The organism is Pseudomonas sp. Marseille-Q5299 (genome assembly GCF_943737035.1).
In the GTDB taxonomy this organism is placed as follows: Bacteria; Pseudomonadota; Gammaproteobacteria; order Pseudomonadales; family Pseudomonadaceae; genus Aquipseudomonas; species Aquipseudomonas putida_E.
Map to the genome: position 1 here is coordinate 406,170 of NZ_CALSFR010000004.1, position 23,174 is coordinate 429,343.

Genomic DNA, 23,174 nt, shown 5'->3' on the forward strand with positions numbered 1-23,174 from the left:
AATATTCATGCCTTGGTACAGGACAGGTACGGTCGCGATCACGGCTGGCCAAACGACGGTGACCGGTACTGGCACCGCCTTTGCGCTCAACGCCCGGGTGGGCGATGCGTTTCAAGGGCCGGATGGCCGCTGGTACGAGGTGACTAACATTGCCAGCGCTACGGTGCTGAGCATCCTGCCAGCCTATCAAGGCGCGACGGTTTCAACAGGTACTTATGGCCTTGCCCCAATGCAGGGGTACGTCAAGGACTCTGCCGATGCTTTGCGCGCCCTAGTGAATCAGTACGGTAATAAGCTGGCAGCTCTGGGTACAACGGGAAATTACGATATTTTGCCGGTGGCAAAGGGCGGCACTGGCGGCGCAAACCAGACTGATGCGAGAGCAGGGCTTGGCCTGGGTACCTCCGCTACTTTGCCGGCAACCATTGCACAAGCTGCTGGATCGATCAGCTTGCCCGCTAGTTCGGTAGTCCGAGTTCAAGAAGCTGTATTCGCTGCGCGCGCCCTGCATGGGCATTATGTGAACGATTCTTCAGTGAACATCGACAACTTGCCTGGTGGTTCAGCTGGCCTTTACAGCGCCGCTACGTTAGGAGCAAAACCTCCAGCGGGAACCTTTTGGTGGATTGAAACCCAGCAAACGTACACTGGAAGCTCTCGTGTTCAAACCGCTGTCAGCTACGGCTCAAGCGGAACGTCAGGAGCAGCGCTGAAGGCACGCGAATGGATACGAATTAGCAACGTGGGAGGAACTGCATGGGGCACTTGGGCTGAAATATTCACAACGGAAAACATTGTCGGCACGGTCGGCCAGTCTGGGGGCACTCCAACTGGCGCAATCATTGAGCGCGGCAGCAATGCAAATGGCGAGTACACCCGCTTTGCTGATGGTACTCAGATCTGCACCACAAAAGTACGCACCATCAGAACACTAAATTCCCCATCTGGGTCTGTTTTCCATGGCGGTAGCGAGCCCCTGAGGCAATTCCCTATAGCGTTCTCGTCTGCGCCGACGATCCAAATCACTGCGGGCCTGGAAGTTGGCGAGGCTTGGTTCGCTACAGCGGCAGGCACTACGCCCAACGGCTTGCTGCTTTCGGCAACAAGTTGGCCCGCTGGCTATGTGTTCACACAAGTTTCGCGGGCCGCTACTTATGTTTGCGTTGAATATACAGCAATAGGAAGGTGGTTCTGATGGTCATCAATTTCTCGCCGGTCCGTATGAGCGAACAGGTAATGGTTGATCGCGAAGGCGATGTATTAAGGATCAATGGTGAGGTTTTCGACTTCGGGCCTCTGTTGGAAGGGGCCACCTTGCCGGTCGATGCTATTGCTTCGGAGTGGTTTGCCGGTCCTGTGGATAGGATTGGTGGAGAACTCCACATCACCCTGGCCCTCCCTCACGGTGCCGACGCCCCAGAAGAAACCCGATTCCCTCAGCCCATCATCATGGACTTCGATGGTGCGGTACCGCTGCCACCCTACAACGCCCAGCCCTTAGAGGATTCGTCAGATGAGTAACATTGAGTGGTCCATGATGATCACGGCTGAAATGAAAGCAACCGCAGCCGCTGCTGCTTTGTTGGAGCAGGTCCAGGCAGAGATTGCCGGGCTGCGCAAAGTCGCAGACGACGCCATTGCTCCGCTGCAGGATGCCGTCGACATCGAGGACGCGACCACTGAAGAGGTGGCCGCTCTCACGCTGTGGAAGAAATACCGCGTAGCCCTTAATCGTCTCCCTGAACAGGAAGGCTACCCCAACGAAATCAGCTGGCCCGCGCCGCCGGCTTGACCCGTACTGAATTCACCGACCGCCGCCTGGCGGTATTTTTTTGCCTGGAGAATACCCATGACCCAAGCCCAGCCCAGGGGCGTGCGCAATCGCAACCCCGGCAATATCGACTTCAACCCACGCAACGACTGGCAGGGCCAGATCGGCAAGGAGCCGGGTGGCCGCTTCGCTATCTTCGATACACCCGAGAACGGCATCCGCGCCCTGGGCAAGCTGCTGATCAACTACCGGGGGAAAGACGGTATGCCAGGCGTGGGTGGGAAGGGCATCGATACCGTTCTTGAGACCATCAACCGCTGGGCGCCGAGCAATGAGAACGACACCCAGGCCTACGCCGGCGCCGTGGCCAAGCGCCTGGGCGTGCGCACCACCGACCCGATCAACATCAAAGATCCGGTCACGCTGCGCGGGATGGTGGTCAGCATCATCATCCACGAGAACGGCGGCAATCCTTATCCGGACGCCATCATCAATGAAGGCGTGCGGCGGGCGCTGGCGTGAAGGCCTGGGCATTACGCCTCGCTATCGCCGGCCTGCTGATCCTGCTTGGCATTGCTGTGGGCGCCTGGGCGACTACCGGCCACTTCCGGCCACTGCTGGATGAACAGCATGGCTTGGTCACCCAGTGCGCCGCTGCCCGCGACAACCTTGCTGGCTTGGCGCAGGAGCAGGGAAAGGCCCTGGGCGACCTGACCCTGGCCGCGAGCGCACGCCAGGCCAGGGCTGAGCAGGCAGTAGACGAGGCGAAGGCCAGCGCCCAGGCGGACTACGCTGCGGCGAACCGCCTTCAGCAGGAGCGCACCGGTGGCGACCAATGCGCGGCTGCCTCCTCGATAATCGACAAGGAGCTTGGCCTATGAGGCTGGGACTAAATCCGCATACCTGCGGGAGCGGAGTAGGTATTTTCGATGGTGCATCCCGCGTAATCCGTGGCTTCGCCTGTAGGAGCGGGCTGGTGCTGACCCTGGGCCTTACGGGGTGCGCCGGAGCGATCGAGCCGCAGGTGCAGTACGTGCGCGTCGAGGTGCCGGTACAGGTGCCGTGTCGCGCTCCGGAGGTCGCGATGCCGGCCTGGGCATCTGCCAGCCTGCAGAAGGCCGACAGTCTGGAGTTGAAGGTGCGCGCGCTGCTTGCAGAAAGGCGTCAGCGGATTGGATACGAGCGACAGCTGGAAGCGGCAGTGCAATCGTGCCGCTGATCCAGGCCTGCAGCGCTTGAGCGAAGTCGAATAGCTGGAGACGCATGCGCATCGACGTACGAGTCCATTCGATCTTCACATAATCAATGAAATAAAATCCTCAGGAACAGATAGGATGACCGAGTCGTTTATGTACGGAATTACGCCTCCGCTTCCTACGCACAGAAAGTTGAATCGGTACTCCCTCTCATGTGAGTAACTTCTAGGCTTCAGAAATGATGTGAACTCAAGGTGGTCAAGTATTTTGTTGAAATCCCCCGTATTGTTGTGGTTTATTAATATTTCTCTGTCTGTATAAAGCACCGACATGTGGCTATAGATTATCTTCAATGACTTATCGCTTGGTATTTGAATGATCGGCTGCAAACTATCGTCAAGTATTCTTGACATAAGAGCCTGACTTAAAATTCGAGACATGTCTTCGGCGTTCTCTTTGGGAATTGACCATTCTGAGTCGTAGCCCTTAAATATTTCTCGACAGTCACCTTCTTTCAGCGACTCAGACATGCAAAATATTAAGCTATTCAAAGACTCTCTTTGCACGGAAACCTTTGCCTTCTCTAAAAGGCAGTGTCTTTCGCTATGGCGTCGGATTACGATGTTTTCCCCCTCCATATTGGTTACGCCTGGAAATCTGATGGTTGCATCTGGGCTGCCATAGTGAATAGCGCCCTGCATTATTGTGTTAAGCCATTTGTGCTCGACAATTGTTGGGGCTGTTACATTTAATTCGAGCTGAAGCATTCCTTCTGACGCATCGGAAATCTCATGGTTTTCTGTACGTCGATAATGCTCAAGAGTTGCGAGCTTTACAGTCTTTCGTTTTTTTATATGATCTTTTTCGTGACAGCTTTTTGTTAAATGCATTATTTGCCTCCAATGTGCGCTGGGATGATGGCATTATCCTATCAGATAGCAGAATGCTAGCACCGGTCATCGATAACCGCATCGCTAGCCTTCAGGGTAAGCCGATGGTCGGCAATTGCCATTCAGGAGGTCCCGCCTATACGATGCTGTATATTCATACAGCATGAGCGTCATATGTACTTCCTCCTCGTTCGACGCCGCGAGAATGGCGTGGCAATCCCCTCTGAGCGAAGTGCTGGGCCGAGTCGCTACCCAAGCGTTGGTGTTCAACCCGACACCTGGGCCGGACATCATCCCGCGCTTGCTCGACGCCAAGGTCAGCGGCATGGCCCAGCTCGGCATGAACATCAATGGGGTGGAGGAGATCGACGGCGTGATCTATGCGCAGTCGTGGTGGTGCAGGGCTGAATGATGGCCGGACTACCACGAGCCTGGCTGGCTGAGCTTGATGACCGTTTTGCCCTCGTCACGGACCCCGACGGCCGCGCGGCTGTGCTCAGCGAGATGGCATTCGCTGCGCGCCGGCGCCGGGAGGTTGATGATGGATGCCTGTGCGACATGCTCGAGCTTGCCGAGGCGGCCAGGATGTGGGCGATGATTGAGCACGAGGAAGCTTGGGCCATTGGTCTCTTTGGAGAGTCCGAAGCTGACCAAAAGGCGGGTACCGGGTGATCAAGGGGGCCGGCAAGCCGCCCATTTTGTGGGTAGCTATATAAAGGACGGGAATCGGTCGGCGGAACGCCGGGATGGGCAGCCGAGGCTGCGTGAGAAATGCGTGACTCTTGTGGATGCTCACGGACACCTATGGACGTTCGGTTGCAGCGAGCGCGCCGAAAAGTGCTGTGATATCATGCCTTTAGCTGGCTTGGCATGCATGGGGTGCAAGGGGTCGAGTGTTCGAATCACTCCGTCCCGACCAAAAATCCCCAAAAATCCAGTTACTATCTAGTAACTGGATTTTTTTATGCGTGAATTTTGGCTCAACTTTCGAGATAGTTTAGTTTCAGCTTCAAGCGATCGTTCCCATTCACCTCTTCAGGTTCAGCTCAATCTTTTCCAACAGCGCCCTGACCATCGCACTCAGGTGATACGAAGCCCAGATCATCTGTCGGTTGCCAATCATCACGCCGGTGATATTCAAATGCCGTGCACAGTCCATCAACTTGGTTGCTTGCTCGATGGCGTAGCTGGGCGGTATTCCCGGTGCGATGGTGAACATGTTGCGACGCGGCGTGCCGATCTGGTCGCCTTTGTGTTTAGCTGCCGTCATGAGTGATTTTCCGCAATCGTTTCGACTTGAACTGGCCCCTTCCAAGAGGCCAGTAGCGGCACTCGAATATCTACTGCTGCATCCCCAGCTCGGCATCATCGAGCAGCGCCTTTGCCAGAGCACTTAGGTAGTAGGATGCCCAGATCAATTGCGGGCTGTCTTCCATCAAGCCGGTTATGGTCAGGTCACGCACACAGCCCATCAACTCTGAGGCTTGCTCCCTGGCATTCTGGCAGGGGATACCAGGTGCGATGCAGAACAGCGGCTGAGTTTGGCCTTCTGCCTGATAGAACATGGTTTTGCCGGGTGTGGTTTTTTCGGTTGTGCTGTCTTTCGGCATGAGTTGGTTCCCTGAAAATACGGGTGCCTGGGCTGGCCCTATCGCCGGCAAGCCGGGCTCCCACAAGTTCACCGGGCCCCTGAGGGTCGTCTACAACCTCAGGGGCGGTGCCGTGTGGGGGCGCTAGCCTTCGAAAGAACCAGGCCAGACTTAACGTGATGCGGCTTAGTGCAGCGTTCCTTGCTCTGTCGGCATTTGCACTTGCGCCAACGCGACCTCAAGCAATTTGCGCAAGGTTTCGAGCTCGTGCATGGAGGTCATGATCAACAAGGAGGAGGGCGACTTGGGTTGCATCATCATCGCCTGTTGCGCAACGGCTTCGGCGCAGAGTGCGTAATCTGCAGCCAGCATCAACGTATCTTCGAGGGAGTGAAGGTGGTGGGGTGGATCAGGAACAATTTTTAGCATCGGACTGTGTTCTCGTTGGGGCCACCGCCAATCCGCTGTCAAACGCAAAGGTGGCAGCTGTGCATGGGTTGACAGACCGGCGAACACAGAAACCGGCGCACGCAAGCGTGCCCCATACACAACCGCCATGAACGGTTATGCGCTGTATATCGTCGCGGCCTGTCAAAGCCGGTCGTTGATGTGCAACGACCCACCGAGCCTAAAACTCAGAAATAACGACCGCAACGAAAAACAGGCGGCGGCAGTATCTTTGGGAAATACCCTACAGGAAAGGGGTTAAATCTGATCTTTTCAGGTGCTCGCTGTAACAGCTTGTAAGTGCAGGCAGCCGAAATTCAGGGTTGTGCCTAGTGAGAAATGCGCACGATGGGAGTTCCTTGCCTGCAACTGACTCCACCGCCCCTTGTACTGGGTAACCAGCGCCAGCAATCAGCAGCTTTGCTTCAGCTAGTCGGGTCTTGCCCCAACACCTTGCTCAACGCCACACGCGCATCTTCAAGCTGCACCAGCGAAGCATGCCGTGCACCCAGCGCGTCGCCGTTCTGGATAGCCGTGAGAATCGCCTTGTGCCGGGGCAGGGCGAGTTGGTTGAAGTTCGGCCGCTGGTTGGAATAGCGCACCGATTCGCGCAGGGCCATCGACAGCATGTTGCACAGGTAGGCCAACAGGTCGTTGTGGGTGGCGTCGGCGATACGGGCGTGGAAGTCCAGGTCGGGTTGCAGGCGCTCTTCATGGGTGCGCGCGGCTTCCATGCGCTGGTAGGCCTCGGCGATCGACTCGACATCCTCGGGGGTGGCGTTGGTGGCGGCCAGCGCGGCGGCGGCGGGTTCGATAACCCAGCGCACGCTGGACAGGGTGTTGAAGAAGTCTTTTTGCGGGGTGGCCTGCATCAGCCAGTGCAGCACGTCGGGGTCGAGCATGTGCCAGTCATGGCGCGGCCTCACCAGCGTGCCGACCCGTGGGCGGGCTTCGACCAGGCCCTTGGCGGTCAGGGCGCGCATCGCTTCGCGGAACACCGGCCGGCTGATCGCGTAGCTTTCGCACAGGCTGGCCTCGGAGGGCAGCTTTTGCCCGGGTGCGAGTTGGCCGGATACGATTTGCAGGCCGAGGTCCTGGACCAGGGTGGCGTGCATGCTTTTGCGCGTGGTGGGCTGGCGGTAGTTCATGGGGGGCGCGGGAGGTCCTTCGAGCGAGGTGGGCATCATAGCATTAGTGGGTGGCGGAGGGCCTGTGGGGCAGGTGTCATGCAGGCAGTTGCAGCCATCGGTTTGCACTGCCTCAAGGTATGCGTGGGATGTGTAGGAGCGGCCTTGTGTCGCGAAAGGGGCGCGCAGCGCCCCCGGCAATATCAGCCTGATGCATGAATTGTGGGGGCGCTGCGCACCCCTTTCGCGACACAAGGCCGCTCCTACCGGGGGGAGGTGTTGAGAGTTGGTTAGTGCGAATGCTTGGGCACCGCCGCGCCACGGCAGCCAACCAGGAAGTCGAAATCGCAACCTTCGTCAGCCTGCATCACATGGTCCAGATACAGCTTCGCATAACCGCCACTGATCAACTGTGGCGGTGCTTGCAGGTCGGCCAGGCGGCCAGCCAGTTCCTCGGCAGAAATGTCCAGGTGCAGCCGGCCTTCCTTGCAGTCCAGCTCGATCCAGTCACCTTCGCGCACGGCTGCCAATGGGCCGCCCGCAGCAGCCTCGGGTGCCACGTGCAGCACTACGGTGCCGTAGGCAGTACCGCTCATGCGGGCGTCGGAGATGCGCACCATGTCGGTCACGCCCTGGGCCAGCAGCTTGGCGGGCAGGCCCATGTTGCCGACCTCGGCCATGCCCGGGTAGCCCTTGGGCCCGCAGTATTTCATCACCAGCACCGAATTGGCGTCCACGTCCAGCTCAGGGTCGTTGATGCGCGCTTTGTAGTCCTCGAAGTTTTCGAACACTACGGCGCGGCCGCGGTGCTGCATCAGCGCTGGGGTAGCCGCCGACGGCTTGAGCACCGCGCCTTTGGGTGCCAGGTTGCCGCGCAGGATGCAGATGCCGCCATCGGCCACCAGCGGTTTGTCGAGCGGGCGGATGACTTCTTCGTCATACAGCGGCGCGGCCTGGCAGTTGTCCCACAGGCTCTTGCCGTTGGCGGTCAGTGCGGTGGGGTTGGGCAGCAGGCCATGCTCGCCCAGGCGGCGGATGACTGCGGGCAGGCCGCCGGCGTAGTAGAACTCTTCCATCAGGAAGCGGCCCGATGGCTGCAAGTCGACCAAGGTCGGTGTGCCGCGGCCGACGCGGGTCCAGTCTTCCAGTTGCAGATCTACACCAATGCGCCCGGCAATCGCCTTGAGGTGGATCACTGCGTTGGTCGAACCACCGATGGCGGCGTTGACGCGGATGGCGTTCTCGAAGGCTTCGCGGGTGAGGATCTTCGACAGGCGCAGGTCTTCGCGCACCATGTCGACAATGCGCATGCCCGACAGGTGGGCGAGTACGTAGCGGCGGGCATCCACCGCCGGGATGGCGGCGTTGTGCGGCAGCGAGGTACCCAGCGCTTCGGCCATGCAGGCCATGGTCGAGGCGGTGCCCATGGTGTTGCAGGTGCCTGCCGAGCGCGACATGCCGGCCTCGGCCGAGAGGAATTCGTTGAGGTCGATCTGGCCGGCCTTATAGGCCTCGTGCATCTGCCAGACGATGGTGCCGGCGCCAATGTCCTTGCCTTTGTGCTTGCCGTTGAGCATCGGCCCACCAGTGACCACGATCGCCGGCACGTCGCAGCTGGCGGCACCCATCAGCAGCGCAGGGGTGGTCTTGTCGCAGCCGGTCAGCAGCACCACGGCGTCCACCGGGTTGCCACGGATCGCTTCTTCCACATCCATGCTCGCCAGGTTGCGGGTGAGCATGGCGGTAGGGCGCAGGTTGGACTCGCCGCTGGAAAACACCGGGAACTCCACCGGGAAGCCACCAGCCTCCAGCACGCCTTTTTTGACGTGCTCGGCAATCTTGCGGAAGTGGGCGTTGCACGGGGTCAGCTCCGACCAGGTGTTGCAAATGCCGATGATCGGCTTGCCTTGGAATTCGTGGTCGGGGATGCCTTGGTTCTTCATCCAGCTGCGGTACATGAAGCCGTTCTTGTCGGCGGTACCAAACCATTGGGCGGAGCGCAGGGGGCGTTTGTTATCAGACATAAGCGGGACACCTAATTAGTATTACTATTTGTCGTTATGAGGCTGACTCTAGCGGCTAAAAAGGCATCTGTGAAGGGTTGTTGTTTTAAATAGTAATACTATATGATCGATTCGCCAGGTTAGCGGTCTGCCAAAAAGCCCCGGCCAGGTGCTGTGCCCATTACAAGAACAATTGGAGACATCGCCATGATTCAGGAGCAGCGGCTCGTCCGCCTGATCACACTGAAACTCATCCCTTTTCTGGTTCTGCTTTACCTGGTGGCCTATGTCGATCGTTCGGCGGTGGGCTTTGCCAAGCTGCACATGGGCGCCGACATAGGCCTGGGTGACGCGGCATATGGCCTTGGCGCCGGGCTGTTCTTCATCGGTTATTTTCTTTTCGAAGTGCCGAGCAACCTGTTGCTCGACCGCTTCGGTGCACGACGCTGGTTCGCCCGCATTTTGCTGACCTGGGGCGCGATCACTGTCGGCATGGCGTTTGTCACCGGGCCCAACGGCTTCTATGTGATGCGCTTCTTGCTGGGGGCCGCCGAGGCGGGCTTCTTCCCGGGGGTGCTGTACTACATCACCCAGTGGTACCCGGTGCGCCATCGCGGCAAAATTCTAGGCTTCTTCATTCTCTCGCAGCCGCTGGCCATGCTGATCACCGGGCCACTTTCGGGTGCGCTGCTGGGGCTTGAGGGCATCTACGGCCTGCATGGCTGGCAGTGGTTGTTCATCTGTATCGGTACCCCGGCAGTGCTGTTGGCCTGGCCCACCTTGCGCCTGCTGCCGGACGGCCCTGCCAAGGTGCGCTGGCTCAGTGACGAGCAACGCAACTGGCTGCAGGAGCAGTTGGCCAACGACCTGCGCGAGTTCGGCCAGACCCGCCATGGCAACCCGCTGCATGCCCTTAAAGATGGCCGGGTGCTGTTGCTGGCGCTGTTCTACTTGCCGATGACCCTGAGCATCTATGGCCTGGGCCTATGGCTGCCAACGCTGATCCACCAGTTTGGCGGCAGTGACCTGGTCACCGGTTTTGTCTCGGCGGTGCCCTACCTGTTCGGCATCATCGGCCTGCTGATCGTGCCGCGAAGCTCCGACCGCCTGAACGACCGCTATGGCCATCTGGGCCTGCTGTACGCACTGGGTGCCGTCGGCCTGTTCTTCAGCGCCTGGCTGACGGTACCGGTGCTGCAGTTGGCCGCGCTGTGCCTGGTGGCGTTCGCGCTGTTCTCCTGCACGGCCATCTTCTGGACGCTGCCGGGGCGGTTCTTCTCCGGTGCCAGCGCTGCTGCGGGCATCGCCTTGATCAACTCGATCGGCAACCTCGGCGGTTACCTGGGCCCGTTCGGCATCGGCGCGCTGAAGGAGTACACCGGGCAGCTGTCGTCGGGCCTGTATTTCCTGGCGCTGGTGATGCTGTGCGGGGTGCTGCTCACGGGCGTGGTCTACAACCGCCTGGAGCGCCGCCAGCGCCTGGCTTCCACGCGGGCGGCCGAAGCCTCCCGCTAACCTTTGCAACCGACAAGCGAGCACAAGCATGCGACTGATCCAATTCGAAACCGCCGCCGGCGCGCGCCGCGTGGGCGTGGTGGAAGGCGAGTACGCCCTTGAAGTACTGGGCGCCGCCAGCACCCGTGAGCTGGCCCTGCAGGCCATAGCCGCTGGCCGTGACCTGGCCTGCGAAGTGCAGGCCGCCGGGCTGGGCGAGCGCCATGACTACCTGGCCCTGCTGGCCGAAGGCCGCGTACTGCCACCGCTGGACCACCCGGACTCTGCCCACTGCCTGGTGACCGGTACCGGCCTGACTCACCTGGGCAGCGCCGCCACCCGCGACAAGATGCACCAGCAGCAAGCCGAAGGCGCCGTCACTGACAGCATGCGCATGTTCCAGTGGGGCCTGGAGGGCGGTCGGCCGCCAGCGGGCGAGGAGGGCGCGCAGCCGGAGTGGTTCTACAAGGGCGACGGCGGCATCGTCGTGCGCCCCGGCGCCGACCTGCCGCTGCCGGCCTTTGCCGAAGATGCCGGCGAAGAGCCGGAGCTGGTCGGGCTGTACCTGATCGGTAGCGACGGCACGCCATACCGCCTCGGCTACGCCTTGGGCAACGAGTTTTCCGACCATGTGATGGAGCGGCGCAACTACCTGTACCTGGCGCATTCCAAGCTGCGCGCCTGCAGCTTCGGCCCGGAGCTGCGCCTTGGGGCATTGCCGGCTCACCTGGAAGGTACCAGCCGCATCCTGCGCGATGGCCAGGTGCTGTGGAGCAAGCCGTTCCTGTCGGGTGAGCAGAACATGTGCCACAGCTTCGAGAACCTCGAGTTCCACCACTTCAAGTACGACCAGTTCCTGCGTGCTGGCGATATCCATGTGCACTATTTCGGCACCGCCACGCTGTCGTTTGCCGACGGCGTTCAGGCGCGCCCGGGCGATACCTTCGAGGTCAGCCTCGATGCCTTTGGCCAGCCGCTGCGCAATGGTATTGGCGCAGCGTCCGGGCAGCGTCGCCCAGGTGTAGTGAAAAGCCTTTGAGCGTGTTGCCGGTCAGTCGATGAAGTCGGGACGGCTGTGCGGTCCATCGCCGGCAAGCCAGCTCCCACAGGTACCGCGCAAACCTCAAGATTTTGCGCGGCCCCCTCTGCCCTGACTGACCGCCATGCGCCACTGAGCCCTCTTTCTTTGTTACAGGAGTCAACCATGTCTGGAAGCAACTTCATTGGCGGCCAGCGCAGCGCTGCCGGCAGCGTACGCCTGCAAAGCCTGGATGCACGCACCGGCGAAGCATTGCCGGTGGTCTTCACCCAGGCCACCCCTGAGGAGGTGGCCGCCGCCGCCCAGGCCGCCGAAGCAGCATTTGCCGAATACAACGCCCTGGCGCCAGAGCGCCGCGCGCAGTTTCTGGAGGCCATTGCCGACCAGCTGGACGCGCTGGACGATAGCTTCGTCGCCACGGTGTGCCGCGAAACTGCGCTGCCGGCTGCACGCATCCAGGGCGAGCGTGGCCGCACCAGCAACCAGATGCGCCTGTTCGCCAAGGTACTGCGCCGTGGCGACTACCTGGGGGCGCGCATCGACCGCGCGCAGCCACAGCGCCAGCCACTGCCACGCCCTGACCTGCGCCAGTACCGCACCGGCCTTGGCCCGGTGGCCGTGTTCGGCGCCAGCAACTTCCCGTTGGCGTTCTCCACGGCCGGCGGCGACACCGCCGCAGCACTGGCTGCCGGCTGCCCGGTAGTGGTCAAGGCCCACAGCGGCCATATGGCCACTGCCGAGCTGGTGGCTGAAGCCATCGAGCGTGCGGCGGTGGCTACCGGCATGCCCGCTGGCGTGTTCAACATGATCTATGGCGCCGGTGTCGGTGAAGCGTTGGTGCGCCACCCGGCGATCCAGGCGGTCGGTTTCACCGGTTCGCTCAAGGGCGGCCGTGCCCTGTGCGACCTGGCCGCAGCGCGCCCGCAGCCGATCCCGGTGTTCGCCGAAATGAGCAGCATCAACCCGGTGCTGGTGTTGCCTGCGGCGCTGCAGGCCCGCGGCGAGCAGGTGGCCAAGGAACTCGCCGCATCGGTGGTACTGGGTTGCGGGCAATTCTGCACCAACCCCGGGTTGGTCATTGGCATTGCCGGTGAAGCGTTCGGCACCTTCGTCGCGGCACTGGCTGCGCAAATGGCCGACCAGCCAGCGCAGACCATGCTCAATGCCGGTACCTTGCGCAGCTATGCCAGCGGCGTACAGCGCCTGCAGCAACACCCGGGCGTGCGCCATCTGGCCGGTGCCGAGCAGGTTGGCGACCAGGCCCGGGCACAGCTGTTCCAGGCTGATGTGAGCTTGCTGCTCAACGGCGACGAGCTGCTGCAGGAGGAGGTTTTCGGGCCAGCCACGGTGGTGGTCGAAGTGGCCGACGAAGCCGAACTGCGCCGCGCCCTGCAAGCCCTGCATGGGCAACTGACCGCCACCCTGATCGCCGAACCGGAGGACTTCCAGCGCTTTGCCGCGCTGGTGCCGCTGCTGCAGCGCAAGGCCGGCCGCCTGCTGGTCAACGGCTACCCGACTGGCGTCGAGGTGTGCGATGCAATGGTGCATGGCGGGCCTTACCCGGCCACCTCCGATGCCCGTGGTACCTCGGTCGGCACCCTGGCCATCGACCGCTTCCTGCGCCCGGTGTGCTACCAGGACTACCCGGATGCGCTGCTGCCTGACGCCCTGAAAAACGCCAATCCACTGGGCCTGCAACGCCTGGTCGACGGCCAGCACAGCCGTGATGCGCTGAGCTGAGGCAGGGTGCTAGCGCTGTATACCCGCCGGGCTATGCCCCGGCGGGCTTTCGACCGACACCGTAAAACAACAAAAAGAGGTTGCAGCCATGCCGAGTCGTTCCCTGCCCGCCGACCAGGTCGCGTGGGAGTCACTGGATAGTCGTCTGTTTCGCAAGATCAGCTGGCGCATTGTGCCGTTGTTCATCGTGTGTTTCCTGTTCGCCTACCTAGACCGGGTCAATATCAGCTTCGCCAAGCTGCAGATGCAAAGCGCGCTGGGTTTCAGTGACGCTGTGTACGGGTTGGGTGCGAGCCTGTTCTTCGTCGGCTACTTCCTGTTCGAGGTACCGAGCAACGTGCTGCTGCACCGCATCGGCGCACGTATCTGGATTGCCCGCATCATGATCAGTTGGGGTTTGACCTCGGCGGCAATGATGTTCGTCACCAGCGAAACCTGGTTCTACGTACTGCGTTTTCTGATCGGTGTCATGGAAGCCGGCTTCGTGCCCGGCGTGCTGTACTTCTTCACCCAGTGGTACCCCAGCGACCGCCGTGCGCGCATCAACGCCTATTTCAAGAGCTCGATCTGCCTATGCGGCATCGTTGGCGGTCCGTTGGCCGGGTTTATCCTCGGCCACTTCGACGGGGTAAACGGCCTGGCCGGGTGGCAGTGGCTGTTCCTACTCGAAGGCCTGCCATCGGTGCTGCTCGGCCTACTGGTACTGTGGCTGGTCACTGATCGCATCGAAGATGCCCGGTGGCTTGACGGCGAAGAGAAACGCTACCTGCGAGAGCGTCTGGACGCCGAGCCCAAGCCCAGCGGTGGCAGCTCGATCAGGGCGATTCTGCGTGAGCCCGCTTCGCTGGCGCTGTCGGCGATCTATCTGTGCCTGGTCATGGCGCTGACCGGGTTACTGTTCTGGATGCCCCAGTTGATTCGCAACGCTGGGGTGGACGATGCACTGGATATCGGCCTGCTGACCATGATCCCGTACCTGTTGGCAGTGGTGGGCAACCTGCTGATCGGCCGCAGCTCCGACCTGCGCGGCGAGCGCCGCTGGCACATGGCGGGTTGCGCAGCCATGACTACCGTTGGCTATGCCTTGTGTGCCGGTTTCAACGCCCAGCTGTTGGTACTGATGCTGGGCATGAGCCTTGTCATGACCGGGATCATCGCCTGGATGCCGATCTTCTGGACCTTACCGCCGAAATACCTGGCCGGGTTGGCCGCAGCGGCGGGTATCGCGTTGATCAACTCGATCGGCCAGCTCGGCGGCATCATTGCGCCTTACATGGTGGGCAAGGTCCGCGATGTCAGCGGCTCGGCGACGCCCGCATTGTGGCTGCTGACGGCGGTCAGCCTGCTGGCGGTGGTGCTGATTGTCTGGGCCGTGCCACGCCGCTTGTATGCGGTTCAACCTGAATCGCGCACCCACTGAGGAGGTTGCATGCAACGTGTCGTTTCTTTCGGGCCTATTTCCAGCGCCGAGGTGCTGGCCGACCTCGAACAGCGTTACCACTTCCGGCGTTTCGACCAGCCGTTGGCTGACCGCGACGGCTTCCTTGCGGCCTTGGCCACTGCCGACGGACTGATCGGCAGTACATTACCGCTGGATGCTGAGCTGCTCGACCACGCGCCTTCGCTCAAGGTGATTGCCAGCGTGTCTGCTGGCTTCGACAACTACCCCTTGGGCTATCTGCGCGACCGCGGCATCTGTTTGACCAATACCCCCGATGCGGTGACCGAAACCACCGCCGATACCGGGTTCATGCTGCTGATGATGGCCGCGCGACGCGCATGCGAGCTGGCGCAACTGGTGCGTGACGGCGGCTGGACTCAGGGCATCGATGCCTCGCGCTTCGGCATGGATGTACACGGCAAGACCTTGGGCATCGTCGGCCTTGGCCGGATTGGTGCGGCCGTGGCCAGGCGCGCGCACTTTGGTTTTGGCATGCCGGTGCTGTACAGCGGCAACAGCGCCAAGCCCGAGTATGAAGCGGAGTTTGCGGCAAGGCGTGTGCCGCTGATGCAGTTGCTGGGCGAGGCGGACTTCGTCTGCGTCTGCGTGCCGCTGAGTGCGGCCACCCATCACCTGTTCGGCCGCGCGCAGTTCGCCGCTATGCGCGCCGATGCCGTGTTCGTCAACATTGCCCGTGGCGCGGTGGTCGACGAGCGCGCGCTGCTAAAGGCGCTGGCCGAAGGGCAGATCCGCGCGGCTGGGCTGGATGTGTTCGAGCTAGAGCCGTTGCCCGCGAGTTCGCCATTGCTGGCCTTGCCCCAGGTGGTTGCCTTGCCGCACATTGGTTCCGCCACCGTCGAGGCACGTGCGTTGATGGCGCGTACCGCAGCGGCCGAACTGGCGGCGGTGCTCGAAGGTAGGGCACCAAGGCATCCAGTGCGATAGGGAGCGCGCAGGAGCGGCCAGCTCCTGCGTTGCACGCCTTGGCATTCGGGGCTTGAGGCTGGGTGCCGTCGTGGTCAGTCAACCCACCGCCACAGCGGTTCATCCAGCAACCCAACCCCGCGTAGCTGTGTCTGCCCCTGAACCTTCTCCAGCTCCAGCACATTGCACCCGTCACACGCCGACAGCGCCTCAATCAGCGGCGCACTGTGCGACACCACCCAAACCTGGCTCCGCCTCGAAGCGCGAATGATCAACCGCGCCAGCGCAGGCAGCAGGTCGGCATGCAAGCTGGTTTCCGGCTCGTTAAGCACCATCAGTGACGGCGGACGTGGCGTCAGCAGCGCAGCCATCAACAACAGATAACGCAACGTACCATCCGACAATTCACCCCCACCCAGCGGGCGCAACAGCCCATGCTGATGCAGCCGCACGCTGAACAGCCCACCCGGCGGCGCATCAATCTCCAAGCGGCTACCGGGAAACGCGTCATCCAGTGCCGCTATCAGGTCTTCAACCTCGCCAATCTCGATGATGGTCTGCAACGCCGAGGCAAGGTTACGCCCGTCATGATGCAGCACCGGCGAGCGCGTCCCCAGCTGCGGTTGGCGGCAGGGTGCGTCGCGGTCGATGCGGAAGTGATCGTAGAAGCGCCAGCTGTTGATGAACGCCCGCAGCTCACCAATCTCCGGCGCCTGTCGTGGCCGGCCCACGATGTTGAAAAAGCTCTCGCAGCTGTCGGCATGTTGATCGAGCACCGTCCAACCATTGCCTTCCCGCGCACGAACCATGGCGTTCTTGCGCTCAACCAATAAGGACGATGGGCGATAAGCCCCAGCGCCCCAGATGGCTTCGCACTTGATCTCGGGGTCGAGCATGAATGCGGTGGGATAGGGCAGGGGTATCGGCAAGCCCAGCGAGATGGCAAAGCCGAAATCCTCGGTGGCGAAGCCCAGCCGCAGGCGTTTGGCCTCGCTCGGATGCTGGCCTTGTATGGGCACTTCACCGCGCTTCATGCGCGCACTCATCTCTGGCCCGGCCCACCAGGTCGAATCCAGCCCGCCTTCGCGGGCAAGCGCTTCGATCACACCGCCCTGGGCGGTCTCGGCGAGCAGGCGCAGGGCTTTGTACAGATTGGATTTGCCGCTGCCGTTGGCGCCGGTCACCAGGTTGAGTTGGCTTAAAGGCAACACAAGGTGGTTGATGGAGCGGTAGTTGCCGATGGCGAGGGTGGTGAGCATGCGGTGCGTCCCAGGTTTAACTCAGTGCCTGATTGTGGGCGAACTGCACGTGCCTTACTACCGTTCAGCACGGTTTCGGGAGGGCGGAGTGGGCCTGCAGGTAGGGGTGTGTTCACGGGGTTTTCATCATGCCCAGCTCGGCATCATCGAGCAGGGCCTTGGCCAGGGCGCGGAGGTAGTGCGAGGCCCACAGCAGCTGGGGTTTGTCTTCCATCAGGCCGTCGATGGTCAGGTCGCGGGCATAGCCCATCAGTTCCGAGGCCTGTTCGCGGGCGCTTTGGCAAGGGATGCCGGGCTCGATGCGGAACAGGGGGTGGGTCTGGTTTTCACCTTGGTAGAAGGTGGTTTTGCCGACGGTGAATGCGGTTTCTTCGGTGGCCATTTTTTGATCTCCCTGAAGGTGTAGCTGCCTGGGCGGGCCCCATCGCCGGCAAGCCGGACTCCCACAGGTTTCACCGGGCGTCTGAGGGGCGTCTACAACCTCAGGGGCGGTGCTGTGCGAGAGAGCTAGCCCGTGAAAGAGCCAGGCCAGGCAGATCATGATGAGGATTAATGCAGCGTCTGCGGGTCGGCTGGCTTTTGTATTTGGGCCAGTGCTGACTCGAGCAATTTGCGCAGGGCATCGAGCTCGTGCATCGAGGTCATGATCATCACGGACACGGGTGATTTCGGCTGCATCAACATCGCGTGTTGGGCAACGACTTCGGGGCAGAGCGCGTAGTCGGCAGCCATCATCAGCGTGTCTTCGAGGGAGTGGGGATTGTGAGGCGGATCGGGAACGATCTTGAGCATGATGAAACTCCAACGTCGAACGGTGGAGCTACCACGGCCTTGCTGTCAAACAATGAGGTGGCAGCTGTACGCGGGTTGACAGACCGAGACGTTGGCACTCGGCGCACCAGAGGGTGCCCGCACGTACAGCCACCATAACAGTGTGCACATGTGGACAACGAAGACGGTCTGTCAAAACCGGTCGCTGAATTGGCAGCGACCGGCCGAGACTAGAATCCACATTGGCCATGTGCAACGAAAAATGGGCGGCGGCAGTATCTTTGGGAAATGCCCTACAGGAAAGGGGTTAAATCTGATTTTTCCGGCTGTTCGATGTAACAGCTTGTAACGCGGTGGCAGTCAAAATTCAGGGCTGGGCAGAGTGGGCGGCATGCCAGTCAGCGCTCATTTCTCTTTTTCCACCCGTGCCCCGAGAAAACTGAAGAGGCCTCATTCAGCTGCTGCCACAATACCCTCTTCTGAAGCCTGGCGCGCTCTTCGGTGAGTCACAAGGAGCATGACCACCGCAGTCAAACCAGGCATTGGGTAGAACAACACAAAAACTGAATACCACTCCAGTTCATTCAATTCGCTGACCCAGCCCAAGCCCCCTGCCAAGATCAGCCCCCAGACCAGCGCAATGATGACTGCAGCCATAACTCGCCTGTCCTTGGGTAGTTTCGGCTCGCGAACCATGGCTGCCGCATAGGCCTTCCAGCACCCCCACAGACCGAACGTGGAAATCAAGAAGACGGGTACCACAAACTCCGGCACCTTGAAGAGCATTACTGCCAAAAACAGCGTGGCCCCGATGAAGGAGTAGGTGACCGGCGCGATGCCAATGAGCGCGCCCAGTGTCAGAAAAATTCGAAGTTTGGTGAGCTTGGTCATGCCAGTCCTTGAGTGATTACGGCAGCTGCGTCCGGGTAGCCACATTGAGCGGGGAGCATAGGGGCACGCGCTACAAAATCAAAGTGTGGGGTTTGACAGGCCGCACGCACGATCACCAAGCGCTACGGCTCTGCGTATGTGATATCCATCGAGTATGGGGTAGGCGACTTAAACTCCACTGATCATCGAGCCAGGTTCGCGCCGGGCTGCTGGCAGCCTATCGAGAAACGCCCTGATTCCTCGCTTCCCTCGCAAGTGAATTGTAGGCACCTGTGCCCCGAGCTTAAGGCGAACTGCTTCGATACCAGGTCGGTAATTCCGGTCGAACGTCCACACGAACTTGAGAAATTCCAGGTCGAACCTTTCCTCACAACCTTCCGCACGATCAGGCCGTGGCTGGATGCGAAGCAGGCGTAACAGCACCCGAATGAAACAGGTGAGCTTGGGCGTGTCGAGCCAGATGATCAGGTCCGCTCGCGGCAAACGCAGGTCGAAGGTACGGCGCGCATAGTTGCCTTCACACACCCAGGCGTCACCAGCAACGGCATCGCGTACACGGTCACGGAACTGTTCGGCGTCAGGTTCCGCCCAGCCGGGCTCCCAGAAGAGTTTGTCCAAGTGAACGACGGAAAGCTCCAGGTGTTCTCCCAAGGCGCGGGCAAGGGTGGACTTGCCGCTGCCGCCGTTGCCCAGAATGACGATTCGTTGCATGGTGACTTCCTGTCGTAGGCAAAAGAACGATTGTATGGCGGTGGTTGAGCAACCCCAAGGCTAATGGATGGCAATCAGCCATTGACAGCCTTCCATTCGCTAAAGACCATCCGGATCCAGGCGCGCTTCACCAATGTGCAGCGTTACCCCATCCGCTTTCGACCGCAACATTGAGTGCCGGTCCGTAACAGATCAGGACGATGAACGACTACGCCCTAAAACTCGCCAATTACTGGCGCACCTCCCTCGCCGACGCTGAAAACGGCAATGGCGCGCTCAACTCCAGGCAAGCCGAAGCGCTCACCCCGGTCGGGATGGAGCATGTGCAGAAGGGTGGTTTGCCAGAAGAACTTGCAGCCAAGCTGTTTGCCGATGAGGCGCCAGACGCTTCGACCATAAAAGTCACGCTGCGCCCTTGGGTTTATCTGTCACAGCGCGAGCACGGCAAGGTTCGGACGGGCTTGCCTGCAGCGGTCACCCCGCTGATCTGTACCGTATTGGTGTGCCGTGATGGGCGCCTTTACCCGACCACACAAGCTTTAGTGCCGCGTGACATTCTTGAGCCGCTGGACAAGGACACTTTCTTCATCGGGGCACAGTCTGCGCTGGATGACTTTTTGTCGGTCGAAGAGGTGCCCGCTTTCACACCGCCGGGTGAGGGGGAAATAATCGACATTGAGCAGCATCTTGAACAGTGGCGTAAGTTTTACGCGTTCTGCCTGCGGATGGCCCGTGAGGTCGGTAAGGGGTGGGATGCGGCCGAAGACGGCATGAAGCCGGCCAAGTACAGCTTGCTGTTCAAAGAAGACAAACCTGACGGCTTCAGCAAGAACATCGTCAACCTCTACGACTACCTGCGTCAGCATAAGCCCGATGCCCCGTTGTTCGAGCGCTTCGCCCAACGTCACCCAAGCCCGGACGAGCCTTGCTTGCCCGCTGGTAGCCTTTTTGCCGCGCGCTTGGGCCACGCTGGTGACGAATACGCACTGGCCCCTGCCCAGCGTGATGCCTTGGCGCATCTGGTGGCCGGGCAGGCGGGCGATGTGCTGGCAGTCAATGGTCCACCGGGCACCGGCAAAACCACACTCGTGCTGTCGGTGGTCGCCTCGCTTTGGGCGAAGGCCGCTGTGGCAGGTGGCGAGCCTCCGGTGATTGTCGCCAGTTCCACCAACAACCAGGCGGTGACCAATATCATCGCGGCTTTCGGCAAAGACTTTGCCGAGGGCACCGGACCGTTGGCGGGCCGTTGGTTGCCTGGCATCAATAGCTTTGGCGCCTACTTCCCGAAGGCATCGGCCGAAGCGGAGCTTTCCGGTGTCTACCAGACCAAGAGCTTCTTTCATGAGTTGGAGTCTTGCGCCTATCTGGACAAGGCCAAGCACGCCTACTTGGTACAGGCGGCAGCGGCTTTCCCGGGTGTTCAAGACCTCGATGTCGAGCGTACGGTCGGGTTACTGCAACAGCAAATCAAGGCGCGCCAGCAGCAACTTGCCGATATCGAGCAGGCGTGGGCGGCGCTCGTCCGCGCTCGGGAGGCGCTTCGCGTTGCGTTGGGGGATGACCCACAGGCCACTCTGCAGGCCCGACAAACCGCTCAGCTCGACCAGCTGCAGCAACTGGGCACTGCACAGAAGCGGCTCAAAGATTTCAAGCATTACCTGGCACATGAGTCACTGTTCTACAGCCTGTTCAGCTGGATTCGCCCCATTGCCGCCAAGCGCCTTCGCCTGGCCAAATTGCAGCTCGATGGCGCCGATGCCGAGCTGCAGAACGCTGCGACTTTGGGCGAAATCGAAACGCGGCTTGAAGCTGCGCAGGCCCAAGCGGGCCAGGAGCATCAGCGGCTCACCCAACTGCTGCAAACCGCTCAGCAACTGTTCGAGGCTGAACAACAGCGGCTGCACGGTTGGCATGGCGCGATCAGCTCGCTGGCTGATGCGGCCGGCCAGCCTGCTGCCCAGGCCACTCTGGAGGACTGCGACCGCTGGGCCGATACGTCACTGCGTTTCGAAATATTCCTGCTGACTACCCACTATTGGGAAGGGCGTTGGCTATTGGAAGTCAGCGAGGAGCTGCAGGAGATACTCGACAGCCGCAAGAAAACCGGTGCCAAGACGCTGATCAAGAACTGGCGCCGTTGGATGAAGCTCACGCCTTGTGTGGTCTCGACCTTTTTCAGGCTACCCAAGGAGCTGTCGTGCAAGCGCTACGACGACGGTGATTACATCGACGACTATCTGGTCAACTTCATCGACTTGCTGATCGTCGACGAAGCTGGGCAGGTGTTGCCGGAGGTCGCCGCGCCGTCGTTTGCCCTTGCTCGCCAGGCGCTGGTCATCGGCGACACCCAACAGATCGAGCCAATCTGGTCGATCCCGGCCAAGGTGGATATCGGCAACCTCACCAGTGCTGGGCTGGTTTCGCACACCCATGCCGAGGAGGACTACGAGGCCTTCTGCAAAGCCGGGCGCAGTGCCGCAAGTGGCAGCGTGATGGCCATCGCTCAGTCTACCAGCCGTTATCACTACGATCCCGACCTTGCCCGGGGTATGTACCTGTACGAGCATCGCCGCTGCTATGACTCGATCATCGCCTTCTGCAATACCCTTTGCTACAAGGGCAAACTGCTGCCTCGCCGGGGGCGGGCAGCGCAGGAAGGCTTACCGGGCCTTGGCTACCTCCATATCGACGGCTTGTGTGAGCAAAACAGCCATGGCAGCCGCCAAAACCTGTTCGAGGCGCAGACCATTGCTGCGTGGCTTCACGCCCATGCAGATGAGCTGAAGCAGTGCTACCCGCAAAAATCGCTTCACGAGATCGTTGGGGTGATAACGCCATTCGGGGCCCAAAGCCGCGCCATCGCCGAGGCATGCCAGGCATTGGGCCTGAACGCTGGAAAAGGGGCAGACCAGATCACTGTCGGTACAGTGCATTCGTTCCAGGGCGCAGAGCGGCCGGTAGTGATTTTCTCGGCGGTATATTCCAAGCATGCCGATGGCGGTTTCATTGATCGTCGCGACAGTATGCTCAATGTGGCAGTGTCCCGGGCCAAGGACAGCTTCCTGGTGTTTGGTGACATGGATCTGATGGGTCAGGTGCCTGTCAGCAAACCGCGCGGGCTACTGGCGAAGTACCTGCTGGCCGACCCTGCCAGTGAGTTGCAGTTCGAGCATCAGCCCAGGCAAGACTTGCACACCGCGAGCACGGGATTAAGTCATTTGCACGACTGGTGGCAGCATGACCAGTTCTTGAAAGACACACTGCAAACGGCCAGCCACCAGGTTCAGATCATCACGCCGTGGGTCAAGTTGGATTGCCTGTTCACTACAGGGGCGCTTGAGCAAATGCGTGCAACGGTGGATCGCGGCGTCAAGGTCGAGGTGTTCACCGACCTGCAGCTCAATACTGAAATTTCAACCCGAAAACCTCAGGGTGAGCCGCAAAAGGTCGCGGCGTTCAACGCTACCTTGGCGGAGTTGAAAACCCAGGGTATTCCTGTTCGTATCGTCAATAAGGTACACAGCAAGATCGTCATGGCCGATCAGAGTCTTTTGTGTGTCGGTTCATTCAACTGGCTGAGTGCTCAGCGTGAAGGGGATTACGTCCGTCACGAGACTTCAATGGTTTATCGAGGTGTCGACGTGAATGACGAGATCGAACTCAATCGCACCAGCCTGGCCAGAAGAACGGCATCTTATTCGGGTTGAAAAAGGTTTTTCACGGATTGTCGGGGGGATTGAGAGCTGGGGCTTTGACGCCCCGGCTTAGTGATCCAGGACGGTTGGAAGGACGCTTAAATTCTTACCTGAAGCGCGTGTTGACGCGCTTACCGACACAGAGGGCAAGTGGGATCGGGGAGTTGCTACCGCATCTGTGGATGC

At 60.7% G+C, this 23,174-nt stretch carries 24 protein-coding genes and 1 pseudogene; 14 read left to right on the forward strand and 11 right to left on the reverse strand.

All coding sequences use genetic code 11. The features are described from left to right. The first annotated feature begins 7 nt into the window (after window positions 1-7). The 6 genes from NGJ21_RS14845 (at window position 8) to NGJ21_RS14870 (ending at window position 2,990) form a co-directional block, all read left to right on the forward strand. Window positions 8-1,195, forward strand: coding sequence for a hypothetical protein (locus NGJ21_RS14845; protein WP_251962301.1), 1,188 nt, complete (start codon window positions 8-10; stop codon window positions 1,193-1,195). Then, entirely contained in the window at window positions 1,195-1,521 is a 327-nt protein-coding gene (locus NGJ21_RS14850; RefSeq protein WP_119687358.1) for a hypothetical protein, read from the forward strand. Before NGJ21_RS14845 ends, NGJ21_RS14850 begins: the two co-directional genes overlap by 1 nt. A gap of 13 nt (window positions 1,522-1,534) precedes the next feature. Beyond that, window positions 1,535-1,792 carry a tail fiber assembly protein gene (locus tag NGJ21_RS14855; RefSeq protein WP_251962302.1) on the forward strand — a complete coding sequence of 86 codons (258 nt, stop codon included), beginning with the start codon at window positions 1,535-1,537 and terminating at the stop codon, window positions 1,790-1,792. Window positions 1,793-1,849: 57 nt separating this feature from the next. Continuing rightward, window positions 1,850-2,293, forward strand: a complete 444-nt coding sequence (locus tag NGJ21_RS14860; protein WP_251962303.1) for a structural protein P5 — start codon at window positions 1,850-1,852, stop codon at window positions 2,291-2,293. Then, a complete protein-coding gene (locus NGJ21_RS14865) occupies window positions 2,290-2,652 on the forward strand; it encodes a hypothetical protein (protein WP_251962304.1) in 363 nt (120 codons plus the stop codon). The genes NGJ21_RS14860 and NGJ21_RS14865 overlap by 4 nt, the downstream gene beginning before the upstream one ends. 92 nt (window positions 2,653-2,744) lie before the next feature. Beyond that, window positions 2,745-2,990: a hypothetical protein gene (locus tag NGJ21_RS14870; RefSeq protein WP_353506387.1), complete on the forward strand. Its 246-nt coding sequence runs from the start codon at window positions 2,745-2,747 to the stop codon at window positions 2,988-2,990. 75 nt (window positions 2,991-3,065) lie between these two features. On the opposite strand, the gene NGJ21_RS14875 is transcribed toward NGJ21_RS14870, so the two are convergent. Next, entirely contained in the window at window positions 3,066-3,857 is a 792-nt protein-coding gene (locus NGJ21_RS14875) for a hypothetical protein (protein WP_251962306.1), read from the reverse strand. A gap of 174 nt (window positions 3,858-4,031) precedes the next feature. Here NGJ21_RS14875 and NGJ21_RS14880 point away from each other — a divergent pair. Both NGJ21_RS14880 and NGJ21_RS14885 read left to right on the forward strand, forming a co-directional pair. Then, window positions 4,032-4,269, forward strand: a pseudogene (locus NGJ21_RS14880) (hypothetical protein). Then, window positions 4,266-4,529, forward strand: a complete 264-nt coding sequence (locus tag NGJ21_RS14885; protein WP_251962307.1) for a hypothetical protein — start codon at window positions 4,266-4,268, stop codon at window positions 4,527-4,529. Before NGJ21_RS14880 ends, NGJ21_RS14885 begins: the two are co-directional and overlap by 4 nt. A gap of 355 nt (window positions 4,530-4,884) precedes the next feature. Here NGJ21_RS14885 and NGJ21_RS14890 read toward each other — a convergent pair whose 3' ends face one another. The 5 genes from NGJ21_RS14890 to NGJ21_RS14910 form a co-directional block, all read right to left on the reverse strand. Then, window positions 4,885-5,127 carry a DUF3077 domain-containing protein gene (locus NGJ21_RS14890; RefSeq protein WP_174141679.1) on the reverse strand — a complete coding sequence of 81 codons (243 nt, stop codon included), beginning with the start codon at window positions 5,125-5,127 and terminating at the stop codon, window positions 4,885-4,887. Window positions 5,128-5,197: 70 nt separating this feature from the next. Further along, entirely contained in the window at window positions 5,198-5,467 is a 270-nt protein-coding gene (locus NGJ21_RS14895) for a DUF3077 domain-containing protein (protein WP_046787113.1), read from the reverse strand. Window positions 5,468-5,632: 165 nt separating this feature from the next. Next, window positions 5,633-5,875, reverse strand: coding sequence for a hypothetical protein (locus tag NGJ21_RS14900; protein WP_251962308.1), 243 nt, complete (start codon window positions 5,873-5,875; stop codon window positions 5,633-5,635). 443 nt (window positions 5,876-6,318) lie between these two features. Then, on the reverse strand, window positions 6,319-7,041 hold the full coding sequence (locus NGJ21_RS14905) for a FadR/GntR family transcriptional regulator (protein WP_046787111.1): 723 nt from the start codon (window positions 7,039-7,041) through the stop codon (window positions 6,319-6,321). Window positions 7,042-7,310: 269 nt separating this feature from the next. Next, a complete protein-coding gene (locus NGJ21_RS14910; RefSeq protein WP_012313885.1) occupies window positions 7,311-9,044 on the reverse strand; it encodes an IlvD/Edd family dehydratase in 1,734 nt (577 codons plus the stop codon). Window positions 9,045-9,230: 186 nt separating this feature from the next. Between NGJ21_RS14910 and NGJ21_RS14915 the strand changes: the two genes are divergently transcribed. The 5 genes from NGJ21_RS14915 to NGJ21_RS14935 all read left to right on the forward strand — a co-directional run bounded on the left by NGJ21_RS14915 (window position 9,231) and on the right by NGJ21_RS14935 (window position 15,682). Beyond that, window positions 9,231-10,538, forward strand: coding sequence for an MFS transporter (locus NGJ21_RS14915; RefSeq protein ID WP_115275242.1), 1,308 nt, complete (start codon window positions 9,231-9,233; stop codon window positions 10,536-10,538). Between the two features lie 28 nt (window positions 10,539-10,566). After that, a complete protein-coding gene (gene araD1 / locus NGJ21_RS14920) occupies window positions 10,567-11,556 on the forward strand; it encodes an AraD1 family protein (RefSeq protein ID WP_251962309.1) in 990 nt (329 codons plus the stop codon). Between the two features lie 165 nt (window positions 11,557-11,721). Next, entirely contained in the window at window positions 11,722-13,296 is a 1,575-nt protein-coding gene (locus tag NGJ21_RS14925; protein ID WP_237860468.1) for an aldehyde dehydrogenase (NADP(+)), read from the forward strand. A gap of 88 nt (window positions 13,297-13,384) precedes the next feature. After that, a complete protein-coding gene (locus NGJ21_RS14930; protein WP_174141685.1) occupies window positions 13,385-14,716 on the forward strand; it encodes an MFS transporter in 1,332 nt (443 codons plus the stop codon). Between the two features lie 9 nt (window positions 14,717-14,725). After that, entirely contained in the window at window positions 14,726-15,682 is a 957-nt protein-coding gene (locus NGJ21_RS14935) for a 2-hydroxyacid dehydrogenase (protein WP_012313890.1), read from the forward strand. Window positions 15,683-15,756: 74 nt separating this feature from the next. Here NGJ21_RS14935 and NGJ21_RS14940 read toward each other — a convergent pair whose 3' ends face one another. From NGJ21_RS14940 to NGJ21_RS14960, 5 genes are all read right to left on the reverse strand, one after another. Then, window positions 15,757-16,920 (reverse strand): AAA family ATPase, encoded by a 1,164-nt coding sequence (locus tag NGJ21_RS14940; RefSeq protein ID WP_115275238.1) that lies wholly within the window; start codon window positions 16,918-16,920, stop codon window positions 15,757-15,759. A 112-nt stretch (window positions 16,921-17,032) separates the two neighbouring features. Further along, a complete protein-coding gene (locus NGJ21_RS14945; protein ID WP_115275237.1) occupies window positions 17,033-17,302 on the reverse strand; it encodes a DUF3077 domain-containing protein in 270 nt (89 codons plus the stop codon). 167 nt (window positions 17,303-17,469) lie between these two features. After that, complete coding sequence (locus NGJ21_RS14950) at window positions 17,470-17,712, reverse strand: hypothetical protein (RefSeq protein ID WP_251962310.1); 243 nt, start codon at window positions 17,710-17,712, stop codon at window positions 17,470-17,472. A 429-nt stretch (window positions 17,713-18,141) separates the two neighbouring features. Beyond that, a complete protein-coding gene (locus tag NGJ21_RS14955) occupies window positions 18,142-18,582 on the reverse strand; it encodes a hypothetical protein (RefSeq protein WP_251962311.1) in 441 nt (146 codons plus the stop codon). 168 nt (window positions 18,583-18,750) lie between these two features. Continuing rightward, on the reverse strand, window positions 18,751-19,293 hold the full coding sequence (locus tag NGJ21_RS14960; RefSeq protein ID WP_251962312.1) for a P-loop NTPase family protein: 543 nt from the start codon (window positions 19,291-19,293) through the stop codon (window positions 18,751-18,753). Window positions 19,294-19,493: 200 nt separating this feature from the next. Here NGJ21_RS14960 and NGJ21_RS14965 point away from each other — a divergent pair, with 200 nt between their 5' ends. Next, window positions 19,494-23,000, forward strand: a complete 3,507-nt coding sequence (locus tag NGJ21_RS14965; RefSeq protein WP_251962313.1) for an AAA domain-containing protein — start codon at window positions 19,494-19,496, stop codon at window positions 22,998-23,000. Window positions 23,001-23,174 lie beyond the last annotated feature (174 nt).